14 protein-coding genes and 1 riboswitch are annotated in these 17,002 nt (G+C 70.9%); of the genes, 6 read left to right on the plus strand and 8 right to left on the minus strand.

Going from position 1 to position 17,002, the window contains the following annotated elements; genetic code table 11:
- Positions 1–144: 144 nt before the first annotated feature.
- On the plus strand, positions 145–1,074 hold the full coding sequence (locus tag BDW27_RS01415) for a DUF368 domain-containing protein (RefSeq protein WP_199560510.1): 930 nt from the start codon (positions 145–147) through the stop codon (positions 1,072–1,074).
- 56 nt (positions 1,075–1,130) lie between these two features.
- Positions 1,131–1,231, plus strand: a riboswitch (TPP riboswitch).
- Complete coding sequence (thiD, locus tag BDW27_RS01420; RefSeq protein ID WP_110047894.1) at positions 1,220–2,023, plus strand: bifunctional hydroxymethylpyrimidine kinase/phosphomethylpyrimidine kinase; 804 nt, start codon at positions 1,220–1,222, stop codon at positions 2,021–2,023. Its footprint overlaps the riboswitch before it by 12 nt.
- 90 nt (positions 2,024–2,113) lie before the next feature.
- Here thiD and BDW27_RS01425 read toward each other — a convergent pair whose 3' ends face one another.
- Positions 2,114–3,532, minus strand: a complete 1,419-nt coding sequence (locus tag BDW27_RS01425) for a sodium:alanine symporter family protein (protein WP_110047895.1) — start codon at positions 3,530–3,532, stop codon at positions 2,114–2,116.
- A 221-nt stretch (positions 3,533–3,753) separates the two neighbouring features.
- A complete protein-coding gene (locus tag BDW27_RS01430) occupies positions 3,754–4,020 on the minus strand; it encodes a DUF6457 domain-containing protein (protein WP_026129122.1) in 267 nt (88 codons plus the stop codon).
- Positions 4,021–4,245: 225 nt separating this feature from the next.
- Between BDW27_RS01430 and BDW27_RS01435 the strand changes: the two genes are divergently transcribed.
- The gene (locus BDW27_RS01435) at positions 4,246–5,430 is read left to right on the plus strand and encodes a glycosyltransferase family 1 protein (protein ID WP_110047896.1); all 1,185 of its coding nucleotides are present in this window, start codon (positions 4,246–4,248) and stop codon (positions 5,428–5,430) included.
- 121 nt (positions 5,431–5,551) lie between these two features.
- On the opposite strand, the gene BDW27_RS01440 is transcribed toward BDW27_RS01435, so the two are convergent.
- The gene (locus tag BDW27_RS01440) at positions 5,552–6,895 is read right to left on the minus strand and encodes a pyridoxal phosphate-dependent aminotransferase (RefSeq protein ID WP_110047897.1); all 1,344 of its coding nucleotides are present in this window, start codon (positions 6,893–6,895) and stop codon (positions 5,552–5,554) included.
- Positions 6,896–7,042: 147 nt separating this feature from the next.
- On the opposite strand from BDW27_RS01440, the gene BDW27_RS01445 reads away from it, so the two are divergent.
- Positions 7,043–7,993 carry a LysR family transcriptional regulator gene (locus BDW27_RS01445; RefSeq protein ID WP_017543849.1) on the plus strand — a complete coding sequence of 317 codons (951 nt, stop codon included), beginning with the start codon at positions 7,043–7,045 and terminating at the stop codon, positions 7,991–7,993.
- A gap of 96 nt (positions 7,994–8,089) precedes the next feature.
- Here the strand turns inward: BDW27_RS01445 and BDW27_RS01450 are convergent, their stop codons facing one another.
- The 3 genes from BDW27_RS01450 to BDW27_RS01460 all read right to left on the minus strand — a co-directional run bounded on the left by BDW27_RS01450 (position 8,090) and on the right by BDW27_RS01460 (position 10,682).
- Positions 8,090–8,419 (minus strand): hypothetical protein, encoded by a 330-nt coding sequence (locus BDW27_RS01450; RefSeq protein WP_017543848.1) that lies wholly within the window; start codon positions 8,417–8,419, stop codon positions 8,090–8,092.
- A 111-nt stretch (positions 8,420–8,530) separates the two neighbouring features.
- Positions 8,531–9,760 carry a glycosyltransferase gene (locus BDW27_RS01455; protein ID WP_110047898.1) on the minus strand — a complete coding sequence of 410 codons (1,230 nt, stop codon included), beginning with the start codon at positions 9,758–9,760 and terminating at the stop codon, positions 8,531–8,533.
- Between the two features lie 16 nt (positions 9,761–9,776).
- On the minus strand, positions 9,777–10,682 hold the full coding sequence (locus BDW27_RS01460; protein WP_199560511.1) for a DMT family transporter: 906 nt from the start codon (positions 10,680–10,682) through the stop codon (positions 9,777–9,779).
- A gap of 436 nt (positions 10,683–11,118) precedes the next feature.
- Between BDW27_RS01460 and BDW27_RS01465 the strand changes: the two genes are divergently transcribed.
- The gene (locus tag BDW27_RS01465; protein ID WP_110047899.1) at positions 11,119–12,756 is read left to right on the plus strand and encodes a beta-N-acetylhexosaminidase; all 1,638 of its coding nucleotides are present in this window, start codon (positions 11,119–11,121) and stop codon (positions 12,754–12,756) included.
- 54 nt (positions 12,757–12,810) lie between these two features.
- Here BDW27_RS01465 and BDW27_RS01470 read toward each other — a convergent pair whose 3' ends face one another.
- Complete coding sequence (locus BDW27_RS01470; RefSeq protein WP_110047900.1) at positions 12,811–14,049, minus strand: alanine racemase; 1,239 nt, start codon at positions 14,047–14,049, stop codon at positions 12,811–12,813.
- Positions 14,050–14,203: 154 nt separating this feature from the next.
- The gene (locus BDW27_RS01475) at positions 14,204–15,172 is read right to left on the minus strand and encodes a glycerophosphodiester phosphodiesterase family protein (RefSeq protein WP_110047901.1); all 969 of its coding nucleotides are present in this window, start codon (positions 15,170–15,172) and stop codon (positions 14,204–14,206) included.
- A gap of 314 nt (positions 15,173–15,486) precedes the next feature.
- Between BDW27_RS01475 and BDW27_RS27190 the strand changes: the two genes are divergently transcribed.
- Positions 15,487–16,962 (plus strand): hypothetical protein, encoded by a 1,476-nt coding sequence (locus BDW27_RS27190; RefSeq protein WP_110047902.1) that lies wholly within the window; start codon positions 15,487–15,489, stop codon positions 16,960–16,962.
- The last annotated feature ends 40 nt before the right edge of the window (positions 16,963–17,002 follow it).

A 17,002-nucleotide genomic window follows, 5' to 3' on the forward strand; every position in this document is an offset into this window, starting at 1 on the left:
GGACCGGTGGAGGTCGTCCCCGCGACCCGCGCTGTACAGCACCCCTTTGACCCGCCGGTCGACCGTGCACACGGGACCGGCGGCCCCATCAGGACGGAGGACGGCGCCCTCTCCCGGGAAGCTCCCGGGCCAGCGCCCGACAACATGGCCAAGTCAGTAGGCTCCTACATCTTCAACGCGGTGCGCGGCGGGGCCGTCGGCACCTCCGAGGCACTGCCCGGCATCAGCGGCGGCACGGTCGCACTGATGGTCGGCCTCTACGACAAGCTGATCGGTGGCGCGGGCCACGTGGTCAGCGGCATCAAGCGCTACGTCACGGACGTGCCCCGGGGGCGCGGCAAGGAGCGCGCCCAGGAGCAGTTCCGCCAGGTGGACTGGTCGGTGCTCGTCCCCGCCCTCATCGGTATGGCCCTCGCGCTCGTCCTGGCCGCCGTCTTCCTCGCCCCGCTGGTGGAGGCGCACGCCCAGTACGCGTACGCGCTGTTCTTCGGTCTGGTCCTGGCCTGCCTGTGGATCCCCTACACCGGCGCGGGCAAGAAGTGGAGGGCCTGGCACTACGCGGTGGCCCTCGTCTTCGCCGCGCTCGCCTTCACGCTCACCGGCCTGCCCGGCGCCAACCTGCCCACGCACCCGGTGGTGGTCTTCTTCGCGGCGGCCGTCGCGATCTGCGCTCTGGTACTGCCGGGCCTGTCGGGTTCCTTCATCCTGCTGACCCTGGGCCTGTACGAGCCGACCATGGCCGCCCTGCGCGCGGCCGACCTGCCCTACATCACCGTCTTCGTGCTCGGCATGATCACCGGTCTGGCCCTGTTCGTGAAGGTGCTCCAGTTCCTGCTGGAGAACCACCACCACATCACCCTCGTGGTACTCACCGGCCTGATGGCCGGTTCGCTGCGCGCCCTGTGGCCGTGGCAGGACGAGAACCGCGACCTGCTGCCGATGACCGACGTCCCCGTCACGGTCGCCTTCGCCGTCGGCGGCTTCGTGGTGGTCGTCGGCATGATCATCTGGGAGCAGCGCAAGCACGCCCAGCAGGCGCGGGTGGAGACCCACCACCACAACGTCACCGTCTGACCGTCCACTACAGTCGGAAACACCACAAACCAACAGTGATGCCGGGGCCGCGAGGCCCCGGCGGCGCGGGGTGCCGGAGAGACTCCTCCCGGCTGAGAGCACACCCGTCGAACCTGCCCTAGTTCGTACTAGCGAAGGAACGCCAATGAGCGCGTACAACGTCGTGTCCATAGCCGGAAGCGACCCCAGCGGGGGTGCCGGCGTCCAGGCCGACCTGAAGTCGTTCTCCGCCCACGGAGTCTTCGGGATGACCGTGGTGACGGCGTTGACCGCCCAGTCCACACGCGGGGTCACCGGGGTACACGGTGTCCCCGCGTCCTTCGTCACCGACCAGATGGACACCCTGTTCACCGACGCCACCGTGCACGCGGTCAAGGTGGGGATGCTGTCCACGTCCGAGGTCACCGAGGCGGTCGCGGCCGCCGTGGACCGCTACGGACTGCCGCACGTGGTCGTGGACCCCGTGATGGTGGCCAAGAGCGGCGACCGCCTCCTGGAGAGGTCGGCGATCGAGGCGCTGCGCACCGTCCTGCTGCCGCGCGCCGACCTGCTCACCCCGAACCTGCCCGAGGCCGCCGACCTGCTCGGCGAGACGGAAGCCACCAGCCTGAAGGAGATGCGCGGGCAGGCCGAACGCCTCCTGGAACTCGGACCGCGCCGCGTCCTGCTCAAGGGCGGCCATCTGCCCGGTGAGGAGAGCGTCGACCTGCTGGTCGACGGTGTCTCGGAGCCGGTGGAGTTCCGTGCCGACCGCGTGGCCACCCGCAACACCCACGGCACCGGCTGCACCCTCTCCTCCTCGATCGCCGCCCTGCTCCCCCAGCGTCCGGACGCGGTGGCCGCCGTCGCCGACGCCAAGGCCTACCTCACCGAGGCCCTGCGCCGCGCCGACGAGATCGATGCTGGCGGCGGCCAGGGGCCGGTGCACCACTTCCACGCCTGGTGGTAGCGGACCGGGGGTACGCGAAGGGGGGACCGGCCGTGGCGGCCGGTCCCCCCTGTCGTCGGCCCGGGGACCCGTCCCCCGGCCGAGCGCGGACTACTTGCTGACGTCGTCCATGATCACGTCCGGGTTCCGCCAGTCCTTGTGGTTGAAGAACTTACGCGTCTCCGAGGTGATCAGCCCGGAGAGCAGGATCAGACCCACCAGGTTGGGCAGCGCCATGAGACCGTTGGCGATGTCGCTGAAGAGCCACACCGAGTCGAGGTTGGCCACCGAGCCCACGAAGATGATGGCGATGAAGAGCAGGCGGTAGGGCAGGACCATGCGTCGGCCGCCGAGGAACTCCACGCAGCGCTCACCGTAGTAGGACCAGCCCAGCAGGGTGCTGAAGGCGAACACCGTGACGGAGAGGGCCACGATCACGGCACCGGCCGACCCCATCGCGGGGCTGATCGCGCCCAGTCCCTCGGTCATGGCCTGCGAGGTGAGCAGCGAACCGTCTTCGGCCCCCTCCACCTGCCACACCCCGGTCACGATGATGACCAGGCAGGTCATGCTGACCACGATGATGGTGTCGATGAAGGTCTGGGTCATGGAGACCATGGCCTGACGGACCGGCTGGGTGGTCTTGGCTGCGGCGGCCGCGATTCCGCCGGTGCCCAGGCCGGACTCGTTAGAGAAGATGCCGCGCGCGAAGCCCAACTGGATAGCGAGCAGGACACCGGCTCCGGCGAACCCTCCCGTCGCCGCGGTTCCTGTGAAGGCGGAGGTGACGACCAGCTGGAGGGCCGGCAGCAGCGCCTGCCAGTTGGCAGCGAGCACGACCAGGCAGATGCCGACGTAACCGATGATCATGATCGGGACGAGGGCCGAGGTGACACGACCGATGCTCTTGATGCCGCCGAGGATGACGGCGCCTGCGCCGACCATGAGAATCAGCCCGATGATCCACGTCTCGACACCAGTGACGCTGTTCATCTGCTGCGCGACCGTGTTGGCCTGGGTCCCGTTGCCGATACCGAAGGCCGCGATGGCGCCGAAGACCGCGAAGGAGACACCGAGGATGGTCCCGAAGCGGCCGCCGACACCGTACTTCAGGTAGTACATCGGGCCGCCGCTCTGCTCGCCCTTGGCGTCCGTGCGACGGAACTTCACGCCCATCAGGGCTTCGCTGTACTTGGTGGCCATGCCGAAGATCCCCATGACCCACATCCAGAACAGCGCACCGGGGCCGCCGATTCCGATGGCCAGGGCGGCTCCGGCGATGTTGCCCACACCGACGGTCGCGGCGAGCGCGGTGCTGAGCGCCTGGTAGTGCGAGATGTCGCCCTCGACCGTCTCGTCCTCCTTCCGGCGGACGAAGGCCAGCCACAGGGCGTGCGGCAGCCGGAACAGCTGGAGCACGCGCAGTCGCACGGTGAGGTAGACGCCGGTCAGGAACAGCAGAGGGATGAGGACGAACGGTCCCCAGATGATGCCCGAAAGGACATCTGCCATCTCAAGGAGGTGGTCCACTGAGGACCTCTCTTTCGGTGCTTGCGTGGGGCAGGGGGAACCGGCGGTGCGATGGGGGAACCGGGGCTCTTGGAAACACGTTGGAACCGGCGCACACCATTCGGTATCGGGCAAGAATGGCACTGACGCGTAACAAACAAATCACGTGAGGTCAGAAAGCGCGTTACGACTCATGAACGCTCACTCGACCCTCCGGCCGCGTCAGTCACAGGGGACAGCCGCTACCCCTGGCCCCCTCCCCCGTCCTCGCCCTCGGCCTGAGCCAGGGCGAGCCGACTGAGCACCGCGGCCGCGGCGTCGGGGTCCGCCCCCTGTCCCACGGCCACGCCGAGCAGGTAGGTCGTGAGCGGGGCTGCCGGTCGGGCCACGGAGTGCGCGGCGTCGCGCGCGAGGTCGAGGATGCGGTCGACGTCGGCCTTCTGAAGGGGATCGGTTCCCGCGAGGTCGAGTTCTGCGCGGACCAGCTCGGCCCATTCCACGAGTGTCACCACACGGCTCCTTGAGGTGTCGGTTCGGTCGGGTTCGGCGATCACGGCCATGGCGGGGTCACCCGTCGGTCAGTCGACCGTGCGGACGGCGTCATCACCTGATCGGCCAACCCGTGTCGGCCCTTCGGGCGGGGTTCTCCCGCCCGGCGGCCCGGGTTCACTCCCCGACCCTAGCGTCGGAGGCAGCCACCACTCGGCGTGACACATCGGCGTTGGGAGCCCCGTATGTCCCCCACACCCCCGCCCACCGTCCCCCGCCCTCCCCTGCGGGTGGCCATCGTGACCGAGTCCTTCCTCCCGCAGGTCAACGGGGTCACCAACTCCGTGTGCCGGATCAGCGAGCACCTGGCCGCCGAGGGCCACCAGGCGCTCGTGCTGGCCCCCGGGCACGGCCCCGCCTCGTACGCGGGCTTCCCGGTGGTGCGCACGCCCGCGCTGCCCCTGCCGGTGTACCGCGACTTCCCCATGGGCCTGCCCGTCCGGCGGACCATGACCGCGGCGATCCGCGCGTTCGCGCCCGACGTGCTGCACCTGGCCTCGCCCGCGCTCTTCGGGGCGACGGCGGTGGACGTGGCCCGAAGGTGGGCGCTGCCGACCGTGGCGGTGTTCCAGACCGACCTGCCCGGGTTCGCCGGACGTCACGGCCTGCCCGGGGCCCGGGCGCTGTGGCCCCTGCTCCACCGGGTCCACTCGGCCGTGGACCGCACTCTGGCTCCCTCCTCCGCCACCATGGAGGCGCTCTCCGGCCGGGGGTTCCCCCGGCTCGACCTGTGGCGGCGGGGCGTGGACACGGCGCGCTTCTCCCCCGACCACCGGTCCGAGGAGCTGCGCCGGGAGCTGGCCCCCGGCGGAGAGGCGATCGTGGGGTACGTGGGCCGTCTGTCCCGGGACAAGCGGGTGCACCTTTTGGGCCACCTGGCGAGGCTGCGGGGTATGCGGCTGGTGGTGGTCGGGGACGGCCCGGACCGCGCACGGCTGCGCCGCCTGCTACCGAACGCCGTGTTCACCGGTCAGCGCACCGGGGCGGACCTGTCGCGGCTGTATGCGTCGCTGGACGTGTTCGTGCACACCGGCGCGGACGAGACCTTCTGCCAGGCCGTGCAGGAGGCGCTGGCCTCGGGCGTACCGGTGGTCGCCCCTGCCGCGGGCGGGCCCGTGGACCTCGTGACCGACGGGCACAACGGGCTGCTGTACGAGCCGGACTCGGTCCGTGAGCTGCGCGTGGCCGTGGGCAGGTTGGCGCACAACCGCGAGGTGCGGGCCCGGATGGCGGCCGGTGCCCGGCCTTCCGTCGTGCACCGCACGTGGCGGTCGGTCAACGAGGAACTGGTCGGGCACTACCGCGCGGTGATCGCTCCGAGCCACGAGCTCGCGGCCCGCCGCGACAGGGTGACGGCGGGGGGCGGCTGACCCCCCGTGCCGGAGAAGACGAAACGGGACCCTCCCTGGGAGAGATAGGGAGGGTCCCGTCGGTGGTGACCGCCTCACCCCGTATAAGAGAGGCGGGCACGATCTGGGTGCGGACGCCCGGTCAGTGGACCGGCTGGGCGACCGCCATCGGCACCGGGATCACCGTGCCGGGCGTCTGGGCGCCGGTGCCCGGCTCGGACAGCACCGACCCGAGGACCTCGGTGAGCCGGTCCAGGTGGGACCGGATCCACGGCAGGGCCAGCGGGTCGTCCGCGGACAGCGCCGCGTACCGCTTGTCCTCGGTGTCCCCGTACAGGAGGCTGGTGGCCACCCGCATCCGCAGGGCGGCGGGGCTCTCACCGAACTCGACGGCGGGCAGCACGCCCATGCCGTGCTGCTCCAGGAGGAGCCCGGTCAGCTCCGGACCGGTGGTTACTCCGTGCAGGGCGGACAACCGCTCGCGGACCGGCTCGAAGTCCGGGTAGAGGTAGAAGGCGGCCCTGGGCGGCGAGACGAGGGCCCCGGCCCCGGTGAAGACGTCGGCGACGGCGCGGGCCACGATGCCGTGCAGACGGCGGCTGCGGTCCACGTGGTCACGCAGCTCGGCGGGCTCGGCGAAGGCGTGCGCGGCCGCCTGCTGGACGGGGGCGGCCGGGCTGGACCAGATCTCGCTGGCCACGCCGAGGAGGCCGCCCCGCAGACGGTGGCCGATCTCGGAGTCGGGCAGCCGCAGGACGCCGATCCGCCAGCCACCGAGGGCCAGGTTCTTGCTGAGCCCGGTGGAGATGACGGTGCGCTCGGGGGCGTACTCGGCGGGGCTGTGGACGTCGGTGCGGTCCTGGCCCCGTTCGTCCACGTGGACGAGGTCGCGGTAGATCTCGTCGGAGATGATCACGAGGTCGAGTTCGCGGGCGACCTCGGCCAGGCGGCGTACGGTGTCGGCCTCGGCGACGGTGCCCGTCGGGTTGTCCGGGATGGTGACGATCACCGCGTTGACGGTGCGTCCCTGCTCGCGGGCGTCGGTGACGGCCGCGTGCAGCAGGTCCGGCTGGGGTACCCCGCCCTGGCCGGTGGAGGTCGGCACCATCACGGGGCGCTGGCCCACGAGTCGGCTCTGCGCGGCGTAGCTGACCCAGCTCGGCGCGGCGATGGCGGTGTCCCCGCCGATCTCCAGGAGCAGGCTGTAGAGCAGCGGCTTGCTGCCCGGGCCCGCGATCACCAGGTCGGGGTCGGTGGGCAGGCCCCGGCGGTTCCAGTAACCGGCGGCGGCCTCGCGCAGTTCGCTGGAACCGGCGACGGGCCCGTAGGAGTTGGCCGAGTTGCTCGCCGTGAGCTGGTCCCGCATGACCGGGTGCACCGGCAGACCGGCCTCACCGAACCCGAGCGGAAGCACGCGCACCCCCTGGCGGCGTTTGTCGTTGAGGGCTTCGTTCACGGCGAGGGTGGCGGACACAGTGACGGTCATGGATGACTCATCTCCGGCTTTTCGTTAGGCGCTGACCACCGGTTGAGCTGGGCTCTCGTCCAGCTGGTGGCCTCTCACACAACAGCCTGCCCAGCTCACGCCATCAGTACAAGCGAGTCTTTTCGATGCTGAGCATAAGATGACCTAATGCTTGACCTGAGACGACTCCAACTCCTCCGCGAGTTCAGCACGCGCGGCACCATCGCCGCGACCGCGCACGCCCTGGGATACACGCCTTCGGCGGTGTCCCAGCAGCTCGCCACACTCGAACGCGAGACGGGGGTGGCGCTCCTGGACCGGTCCCCGCGCGGCGCCGAACTGACCGACGCCGGGCAGTTGCTGGTCAACCAGGCCGAGGAGATCCTGGCCCTGGTCGAGGCGGCCGAGTCGGTGCTGGCCGAACAGTCGAACATCGCCCTGGGAGTGGTGACGGTGACGGCCTTCCCGACCGCCGCCGTGGCCTTCGCGCCTCTGCTGGCCCCGCCGCTGCGCGGCTACGAGGGCATGCAGCTGGTGCTGCGGCAGACCCTGCTGGCCACCGGCACCCAGAAGGTGCGCTCCCGCGAGGTGGACATCGCCCTGGTCGACGACTGGTCGGGACAGCACCCGGGCCGTGGGCCGGACAGCGGCCTGCGCCACGTGCACCTGTTGCGGGACCCGATGGTGCTGGCGGTCCCGGAGGGCCACCGACTGGCCGACCCGGAGGTCCCGCTGGTGCTGGACCAGATGCTGAGTGAGTCGTGGATCGTGGCTCCGGAGGGTGAGCGTTCGCGCCACGGCACGGAGAAGCTGTTCGCCGAGGTGGGCGGGTTGCCAGCGGCGACGTGGGAGTTCGAGGGGCTGGGCACGATCCTCAGCCTGGTCTCACGGGGGATCGGGATCGCGGCGGTCCCGGCGCTGGCCATGGTGGGCGCGCCGGCGGGCCTGGTGTACCGGCGGTTCCCCTCGTCACCGGAGCGGCACGTGTACGCGGTGCTGCGTCCGGCCTCGCTGAGGCGCCCGGCCGTCCAGGTGACCCTTTCGGCGCTGCGGGACGCCGCGCGCAGCGTGGAACGGGAGCTCAGTCCGGTCTCCCCGCGTGTCCAGGGCCCGCGGTGACGGCGGTCGCGCGGGAGCACACACGGCCCGCCCCTCAGGGGACGGGCCGTGTTCGGTGTTCTCTCTGTCGCTTCCAGTGACCCGCGCGGGCACCGGTCACGGATCGCTGCTCCGTCTGCGCGCCTTGTCGATCCTGCGGCGGAGCTTGCGACAGACGTGACGAGCTCGGTCACGGTCGTCGCGGGCGTTCCACCAGCGCGCGTAGGCTTCCAGTCTTCTCTTGCGCAGGGAGTCCAGCTCGGCCTCCATCCGGTTCACCCGGTGCTCCAGGTCGATGCGTTCTCTCTCGAACGACGACATGTCGCGCTCGTGGAAACCCGCCTCGCGCTCGGCGCTGAACAGCCGATCGGTGAGACCCTCGGTGACGTTTCCACCCCTGGCGATCCGGCTGGGGCCGGCCTGTCCGCTGATGCCTTCGAACCACACAGTTCTGGTCTTTCCTGTGGCGGCCCAAGATCACCGATCGCTACGCAAAGAATGCAGAAAGTGTCCAAAGTGGACTTTTGGGGTTGGCTCCCCTGGACACGGCCCTCCGGGCTAGGCCACCATGACCCGCTCGGACCTCGGGTCGCCCAGGCCCCTCCCCTGGAGCCCCCGGTAGACCGCCTCGAACCGCTCCAACGACCGGTGGTGGTCGTGCTCCTGGGCGATCTCCCTGCTGGCCCGCCCCATCTCCTGACGCCGCCGCTTCGAGCCGAGCACCGACAGCAGACGGTCGGCCAGGTGCACGTGGTTCCCCGGCGGGAACAGGAAGCCGTTGCGCCCCTCCTCCACCAGGTGCGGCAGCGCCATCGCATCCGCGGCCACCACGGGCAACCCCGTGGACATCGCCTCCAGGGTGGCGATGCTCTGGAGCTCCGCCACACTCGCGATCGCGAACACGTCCCCGGCCGCGTAGACCAGCGGCAGCTCCTCGTCCGGGACGAACCCCAGGAAGTACACCCAGTCAGCCACACCCAGCTGGGCGGCGAGCGCGCGCAGCTCCCCCTCACACTGGCCCGTCCCGGCCAGCACCAGCTGTGCGTCCCGCTCGGGCACGGTCAGCGCCAGCGCACGGATCGTGTCGTCGATCCGCTTCTCCTCGTCCAGCCGCCCCACGAAGACCACGGTGTCCCGTTCGGGCAGGCCGAACCTGTCCCTGGCCGCCGCACGGTCCCGGGCCCGGGGATGGAAGCGGTCGAGGTCGATCCCGCAGGAGATCGCCTCGATCTCACGGGCGAACCCCCGTTCCCGCAGGAGTTCGGCGGCGCGGGGTGTCGGGGTGGTCACGTGGTCGGCCTCCGCCGCCACCCGGACCATGTCCCGCCAGGCCAGCGAGCCGGCCGCGCGCTGCATCGGCCGCGGCACGTGGGCGTGCGCGTACAGGTTGTCCGGCATGAAGTGGTTGGTCAGCACGACGGGGATGCCCGCCGCCCGCCCCCGGCGCAGGGCGGAGCGGCTGAGGGTGAAGTGGCTCTGTGCGTGGACGACGTCGGGGTCCATCCGCCACAGGAGGCGCGATATGTGCCCTCCCATGCCCAGGGGGACCGCCGCCCGCATGGAGGGCTGGAAGGGGATCGGGGCCGAGCGCAGGCGGTGCTCGGTGACCTTCCCGTTGACGGTGACGTGGGGGTCGCCGTGCTCGGAGGGGCACACCACGTGCACCCGGTGCCCGCGGTCGGCCAGGCCCTCAGCCAGACGGTACGTGAAGTAGCCGGCGCCGTTGACGTCGGGCGGATAGGTGTCCGAGGCGATCAGGACGCGCAGCGGACGGTTCGACTGGACCATCTGGGAACTCCCTGTTTCAACGAGTGCGACTACTGGAGGTGGTGGAGGTCCCGGTGTCGCCCGGCGCTTCCTCGTCCGCCTCGGGGTTGCGGTGGCGGGACCGGGCCAGGGTGACCGTCCCCGCGAAGGCCAGCAGGGCGAAGAGCACCGCACCGACCTGTTCGATCGGGGTGTCCGGGACGCCCTCCCCGAGCAGGAGCGCGCCGATACCCACACCGACCACCGGGTCGGCGATCAGCAGGGTCGCGTAGGCGGCGGCGAAGTGTCCGGTCCGGTAGGCGTTCTGGAGCAGGAGGGCGCCGAAGACCGCGGTGGCCACGGCCATGACGGTGAGCCAGCTGAAGAGGTTGACCGGGTCCGCCACCGCGTTGGAGGTGATCACCCGGGCCAGGCCCGAGGTGGTGCCGAGCGCCGCGCCGCCCGCCACCGCGAGCAGGAGGGCACGCACACCGCTGGGCAGCCAGTGCGCGGTCAGGAACACCAGTCCCCCGGCGGCGATCATGCCGCCGGACAACCAGAGTGCGGTCTCGGTGGACATGACCGGCTGTTCGGAACCGTGCGGGAAGGTCGTCAGGACGCCCACCAGGCCGATCATCACGGCGATTCCGGCCAGGATCTGCGCGGCGCGGACCCGCTGGCGGTTGAACACGGCGGACAGCACGATCGCGAACAGCAGCCCGGTGACGCCGATCGGCTGGATGATGGTGAGCGGCGCCCCGCTGAGGGCGAGCAGGTGAAGGCAGGCCCCCAGGACGACGGCCCCGCTTCCGAGGAGCCAGCGGGGTTGGCGCAGCAGGTGCAGGAGGAAGCCCGCCCGGGCGACCCTCTGTCCGGGGGCGCGCACGGCGTCGCGCTCCTGGAGCGCCGAGCCGAGCGCCAGGGTGAAGGCCCCCGCCACGGCCATGAGTACGTGCCACTGCATCAGGCGCACCACCCCGTAGAGGCCGAACCCGTCTCCGGTGTTGCGCGCATCTCCGCGTCCCCCGTCACTCGGTACCCACCCGCGACCGCCTGGAATCCGGGCACGGGCAAAACAGTACGGAGGGACGGCGTGCTCCGGCGATAACGCCACCCCCCGTCTTTCTCGTAGTGTCGTCCCCACCTCCCGGGGACGGGCACGCACCCGTCACGCGCGTGTGTCGCTCCTCCGTTTTCGGCACTGTCCGGTACCGGTTCCCCTCTTGTACCCGTCCCGCAAAAGCCGGGGGGTTAAGAGTCCTCGCGGGTCAAGAGTGGGTATTGGGTGGTCCCGAATAACCGAGGCCGCGCGGACCGATTGCCCCCGGCCCCTGTGCCGCCGTTGCGGGACGTGACACTATGTCCGGGTATTGGTCTAGACCGGACAGGAGCAGTGCCGCGTGCCTGAGAATCCCCACCCCGATCCCCTTTCCCTGCTGCCCCGTCCCCGGGAGCTGACCACCGACGGTTCCGGTGGCCTCACCCTGACCTCCGCCACCCGGGTCTCCGCGGACCACGCCGCCCAGGGCACGCTCTCCTGGCTCCAGCGCGAACTCGGCGCGGCCACCGGTCTGCCCCTGGCCACCGGCGACGAGGAGGACGCCCAGATCCGGCTGAGCGTCGACCCGGGCGCGGGACTCGGCCGGGAGGGCTACCGCCTGATCATCGACTCCGAGGGCGCGATCGTGGTGGGCAACGAGCCCGCCGGGGTGTTCTACGGTGTGCAGACCCTGCGCCAGCTGCTGCCCACCGACGCCTACCGCACCACCGCCCTGGGCGGCGCCGAGTGGCGACTGCCCGCGGTCAGCATCACCGACGCCCCGCGCTTCCAGTGGCGTGGAGCGATGCTCGACATCGCCCGCCACTTCCAGCCCAAGCGCGAGATCCTGCGCTTCATCGACCTGCTCGCACTGCACAAGCTCAACGTGCTGCACCTGCACCTGACCGACGACCAGGGCTGGCGGGTCGAGATCCGCCGCTACCCGAAGCTGACCGAGGTGGCCTCCTGGCGCACCGAGAGCCAGTTGGGCGCCACCAAGCCCGCGACGTTCGACAACCGCCCGCACGGCGGGTTCCTCACCCAGGACGACATCCGCGAGATCGTCGCCTACGCGGACGCCCGGCACGTCGCGGTGGTCCCGGAGATCGACGTCCCGGGCCACTCGCAGGCGGCCATCCACGCCTACCCCGAGCTCGGCGAGGTCGGCGAGATCCCCGTGGGCACCCAGTGGGGCGTCTTCGAGGAGATCCTCGCGGTCACCGACAACGTCCTGGAGTTCTACAAGAACGTCTTCGACGAGCTCATCGAACTGTTCCCCAGCACCTACGTCCACGTGGGCGGGGACGAGGTCCCCAAGACCCAGTGGAAGAACAGCGCCTCCGCCCAACAGCGGATCAGGGACGAGGGCCTGGCCGACGAGGACGAGCTCCAGAGCTGGTTCATCCGCCAGCTCGACGACCACCTCACCCAGCGCGGCCGCCGCCTGCTGGGCTGGGACGAGATCCTGGAAGGCGGACTCGCGCCGGGCGCCACGGTGATGTCGTGGCGCGGCGAGGAGGGCGGCATCGCCGCGGCCCGCGCGGGCCATGACGTGATCATGGCTCCCACCGCCACCTCCTACCTGGACTACAAGCAGTCCGAGCGGCCGGACGAGCCGGTTCCGGTGGGCACGCTCCTGCGTGTGGAGGACGTGTACGCGGGCGACCCGGTCCCCGCGGACCTCACCGAGGAGGAGGCCCGGCACGTCCTCGGCGGCCAGGTCAACCTCTGGAGCGAGCACATCGACAACGCCCGCAGGCTCGACTACATGGTCTTCCCGCGTCTGACCGCCTTCGCGGAGAAGGTGTGGACCGAGGGCGACCGGGACTTCGCCGAGTTCGAGCCGCGCCTGCGGCACCACCTGCGCAGGCTCGACGCGGCGGGTGTCGAGTACCGGCCCCTCGACGGCCCGCGTCCCTGGCACACCCGCCCGGGCCTGTACGGCTGGGGCTACCAGCCCGGCCAGGAGGCCCCGGAGCAGGGTCACGCCGGAGCCTGAGCCACCCCACCGTCGGGGCCGGTTCCTCGCGGGACCGGCCCCGACGGCCCCGTGTCAGAAGTACGTGGCGATGGCGTCGACCACGCGGTGGTCGTCGTCGACCACCGGGATCACCTGCCAGCGGTCGAAGGCCGTGCACGGGTGAGAGATGCCGAAGGACATCAGGTCGCCGGGGCGCACCCCCAGCTCCTGGGGCACGTCCAGGTAGGCGTGGTGGTCGTTGAGGTTGGTGACCTCGACCCCCTCGGCCCGGACGACCGAACCGTCACCCCGGCGCAGGACGCGCGGGACGGGGAATCCCTGGTCGAAGTTGGCCTCACGGCGGCCCATCCCGGCGATCGCCCGGCCCTCCTCCGGGGTGGAGGTGACCTGCGCCCACAGCTCCAAGGCTCCGGACAGGGCGTCGCCGCCCTCGGGCAGCCGGTTGTACGGCGTGGTCCGGCGGTACAGGCCGTCGTCGTGGGCGACGTAGGCCCCGCTGCGCAGGATCGGTGTGACGTCCTCGCGGCCACCGATCTCCTCGGCGACCACGTCGAACCACGCACTGCCGCCCACCGACAGCACCGGGCGCTCCAGCCCGTGTTCGGCCGCCAGGGCGGAGGCGTCACCGAGGAGGTCACGCAGGAAACCCCGTACTCCCTCCGCGTCGCTGAGCGAACCCTCGTATCCGGCCACTCCGGCCAGTTCCAGGCCCGGGGCCCGCACGACCTGCTGTGCGATCCCGAGCACCGCGTCGCGCGTGCGGCACCCGGTCCGGCCGCCCGGCGTGCCGCGCTCCACCATCACCCGCAAGGGGCGGCCACCGTCGCGCCCCACCGCCTGGGCGGCCAGTTCGACCCCCTCCGATGAGTCGACGTAGAAGAGGAACTCGAAGTCCGGGTCGGCGTCCTGCTCGGCCGCCGCCCAGCGCAGGACCCGGGGGTCCAGCAGCTCGTTGGCCATCAGGACGCGGTCCACCCCGAACCGGCGAAAGTCCAGGACCTGGTTGGCGGTGGCGGCCGTGATCCCCCAGGCGCCCGCGTCGAGCTGGCGCTGGGTGAGCACGGGGGACATCGCGGTCTTGCCGTGGGGGGCGAACAGGAGTCCGTGGCCGCGCGTGAACTCGGCCAGCGCGGCGATGTTGCGGTCCAGGGCGGAGGCGCGCAGCACCATGAGCGGCCAGGTGAAGGGGCCGGTGAACAGGTGGTCACCGCGTGCGGCGAACTCGGCCAGGGTGACGGGGTCGCCCGGCCACCACAGGCCCTTGGTGCGCCAGTCGACGTGTTCCTGGGGGATGCACAGCCGGTCGCTCACGTGGCCTCCGCTTCCTGCTTCGGTGGTTTCGCGACCGATCATCCCATCGTGATTGCCGGAGGCACACCCCTCTGGGCCGGGATTGGCGTGTGCGGAGACGACGGGACCCGCCCGGCGCGTGCCGGGCGGGTCCGTCGGTGGTCGGGGTCGGACGTCAGTCGGTCACCGGCGCCCCGACGGGCTCCGGCTCTTCCTCCCTGGCCCCGCCGGACTCGTTGAGGAAGTCCTCGATGGCCTTCTGGCCCCGGTCCGGGTAGTCCGTGATGAAGCCGTCCACGCCCATCGCCAGGACCCGCCCCATCACCTTGGGGTCGTTGATCGTGTAGGGCATGATCTCCAGGCCCGCGTCGTGCACGCGCCGGACGTAGGCCGCGTCGATGGTGGTGTGGTTCGGGTTGATCATGTGTGCCCAGTCGAACTCGGCGATCCGCGACTCCGGGACCTTGCCGAGCAGCGCGTGCGGCAGCGAGGGCAGGAGCTTCTTCGAGCGCTCCGTGAACTCCCAGTCGAAGCTCTGCACCACGATCCGGGACGGCTGGTCGGGCGCGTTGGGCAGCAGCCAGTGCGGGTGGCGTGCGAGTTCGTCGGAGATCCGGTTCTCGATGCCCGGGTACAGGGCTGGCTCCTTGACCTCCAGGAGCAGGTTCATGCCGTGCCTCTCCAGGCGGTTCAGGGCCTGGCTGAGGAGCGGAACCCGCTCTCCGGCGAACGAGCCGCCGAAGGACGAGCCCGCGTCGAGGCGCCGGATCTCCGCGAGCGTGAAGTCGCCGACGTCGTAGGGCGCACGGTCAGGGAAGACCTCGGCCACGTTGGTGGTGCGGTCGAGGCGGGTGTCGTGCATGAGGACCAGCTGATCGTCGGACGTGAGCTGGACGTCCACCTCCACGGTCTCCGCACCGAGACGGTGGGCCGCGTCGATCGCAGCGATGGTGTTCTCGGGCGCGTGTCCGGAAGCGCCCCGGTGGGCAACGGCGATGAGGGGGCGGGACTGTGACGGCTGGGACGGAAGAACACTGGCGCCGGGGCTCACCCTCTGCGCCGTCGCGGCCTTGGTGACCGTGACCGCCTCGGCGGTCGCGACCACGGGGACGGCGAGCGCTGAGCTCGATCCCATGGCCAACATGAGTGATACGGCTCCGACTACGAATCCGATGCGCTGGTGCACCGGGCCTCCCAAGTACGCGTGGACTGGCCGACTGCTACCTCAGGGTGAGTGCGCTTGGTGACCGGACGGTGACCATACGCAGAGCAGCCGGTGATCCGACGCCCATCTTCTGGTGGCGGCGCGCCCCTCGGGCAACGCGGAACCCCACTCATCAATCTCACCCTATGTAGGCAATTGATCGCTTCATGTCCGATTTTTGACTGTAAGCCCCCTCGGTAATCACCCAGAGTCCTGAGAACATCACGAGTAGTAGTCGATGGGAAGGAACCTTCATGCGCAAGCACCACACGAGGTGGGTCGCGCTCTTCAGTGCCGCCGCGATCTCGACGACGGGGCTCGTCGGCCTCTCCGGACCCGCGGCCGCGAACGACGCGGACGCGCCCGCGCTCAGCTGGCCGGTGGTGAGACAGGGGGTGTCCACGTACAGCATCGACGGGTTCGAGATCACCTACCTGCCCGCCGGTCTGGAGCGGTACGGCATCAACGCCACGTCCACGACGGACCGCGTGGGCAACCGTCAGTCCCAGATCTCGTGGGTGCAGGGCCCGGACCAGCTGTACGGCCGGGTCGCGGTACTTCGCTCCGACCGCCTCCAGGACCTCGAGGACCTGCGCGAGAGCCGTTACAGCCACCTTTCCCAGAGCTCCCTGGAGGAGGTGGCGCCCGGCGAGGCCTTCGAGCACGGCGCGTACCTGTCCGAGGAGACCGGCGACCTGTTCTGGGTGGAGAGGCCGGGCGTGGCGGTCGCCACCCACCTCCAGCCGGAACGCTGGGAGCGCGCGGAGCTGGTGAAGCTGGCTGAGGCCGTCATCGAGGAGACGGCACCCCAGGAGGCCGGGACCGAGGAGCCGACGGCCGAGGACACCAGCGTGGTCGCGGTCGAGGAGAGTGCCCCCGCGGAGGGCGCCGCCGACGAGACGGCCGGGGCAGCGCCCGCCGAGCCGGTCGAGGAGGCCCCCGCTGAGGAGGCCCCGACTGAAGAGGCCCCGGCCGAGGAGGCTCCGGTGGAGGAGGCTCCGGTGGAGGAGGCCGTCGCGGAGGTCCCGGCCGACCAGGTACCGGCTGAGGAGGCCCCCGCCGAGGAGGCTCCCGTGGACGAGGAGGTGGTCGACGGGTCCGGACTCGACGAGCTCACCCCCGTTGAGGAAGCCCCCACGCAGGCAGAGGAGGCTCCGGTTCAGGAGGAAGCCCCCAACGAGCAGGCTCCCGCCACGGAGAACGAGGTCGTCGACGGGGCCGCCCCGGCCCAGGAGGACGCCGCGGCCCCTGACCAGACCCTCCCCGAGAACGCCTCCTCGCGTGAGGTCAAGACCTGCCTGACCGGGCACTTCGTCGACTTCGCCTCCGGCGAGTCCGAGATCGACCCGGCGAAGATGACCCGGACCAGCAGCGAGTTCGTCGAGCGGGCGCTGTCCGGCGCCGACCTCGGCGACGCCGAGCGCGACCGTCTGCTGGCCACGGTCTGGTACTACGGCCACGAGGACGACAAGGTGGCCGCCACCGACGACTGCGCCAGCCGGTTCGGGCTGGAGCGCAGCGAGGTCGAGGACGTCGTCACGGAGGTCTCCGGGATCATCGCCGAGCTCGTCCGGGAGGCCGACGAGAGCGTGGCCAGCTCGATGGACGAGGTCCGCAGGACCAGCGGTGAGGCCGCCGAGGCCCTGCCGGTGACGGACCCGGTGGGCGCCGAGGAATGGGCCGAGCTGTGGGACTCCCTGCCGTGGTCCATTCCGGTGGAGAATTCCTGAACCTCACTACCTGACCTGCGATGACCGAAGCTCGGTCGCG

Source organism: Nocardiopsis sp. L17-MgMaSL7, from assembly GCF_003182025.1.
Taxonomy (GTDB): domain Bacteria; phylum Actinomycetota; class Actinomycetes; order Streptosporangiales; family Streptosporangiaceae; genus Nocardiopsis; species Nocardiopsis prasina.